Raw genomic sequence first — 381 nt, forward strand, 5'->3', positions numbered from 1 at the left:
ACAGGCTGCAGCAACTGCTCACCCTGCGCGAACACAAGCTGCGCGCCCTCAGGCAGTTGCAGCGCCAGCTGGAGCAGGGGCAGCAGGAGCGCGACTACTGGCAGCGCGAGCAGACCCGGCTGCAGCAACAGCAGCACGAGCTGCAGGAGCAGCAGTGGGAGGGGCGCCTGGCCAAGGCGCAGGAGCAGTGGCAAGGGCAGACCGAACAACTGGGCCAGCTGCGCCAGCTGCTGGAGCTGGCGGACTATGGCCGCAATCACGGTGAGCAGCATGGTCGCCTGCAGCAGGAGATCGCCCAGCTGGAGCAGGCGCTCGGCAAGCTGGCCATCCTCGGTGACGAGCTGACGCCGGCCCGCGAGCGGCTCGCCCTGCAACGGGACG

Annotated in this window: 1 pseudogene; it reads left to right on the top strand. The window is 69.3% G+C overall.

The features are described 5' to 3' along the window. Positions 1-381: pseudogene (locus tag AACR77_RS09920) on the top strand (AAA family ATPase); the annotation flags it as partial.

The sequence above is a fragment of the Aeromonas sp. ZOR0002 genome (genome assembly GCF_963866995.1).
Classification (GTDB): Bacteria; Pseudomonadota; Gammaproteobacteria; order Enterobacterales; family Aeromonadaceae; genus Aeromonas; species Aeromonas caviae.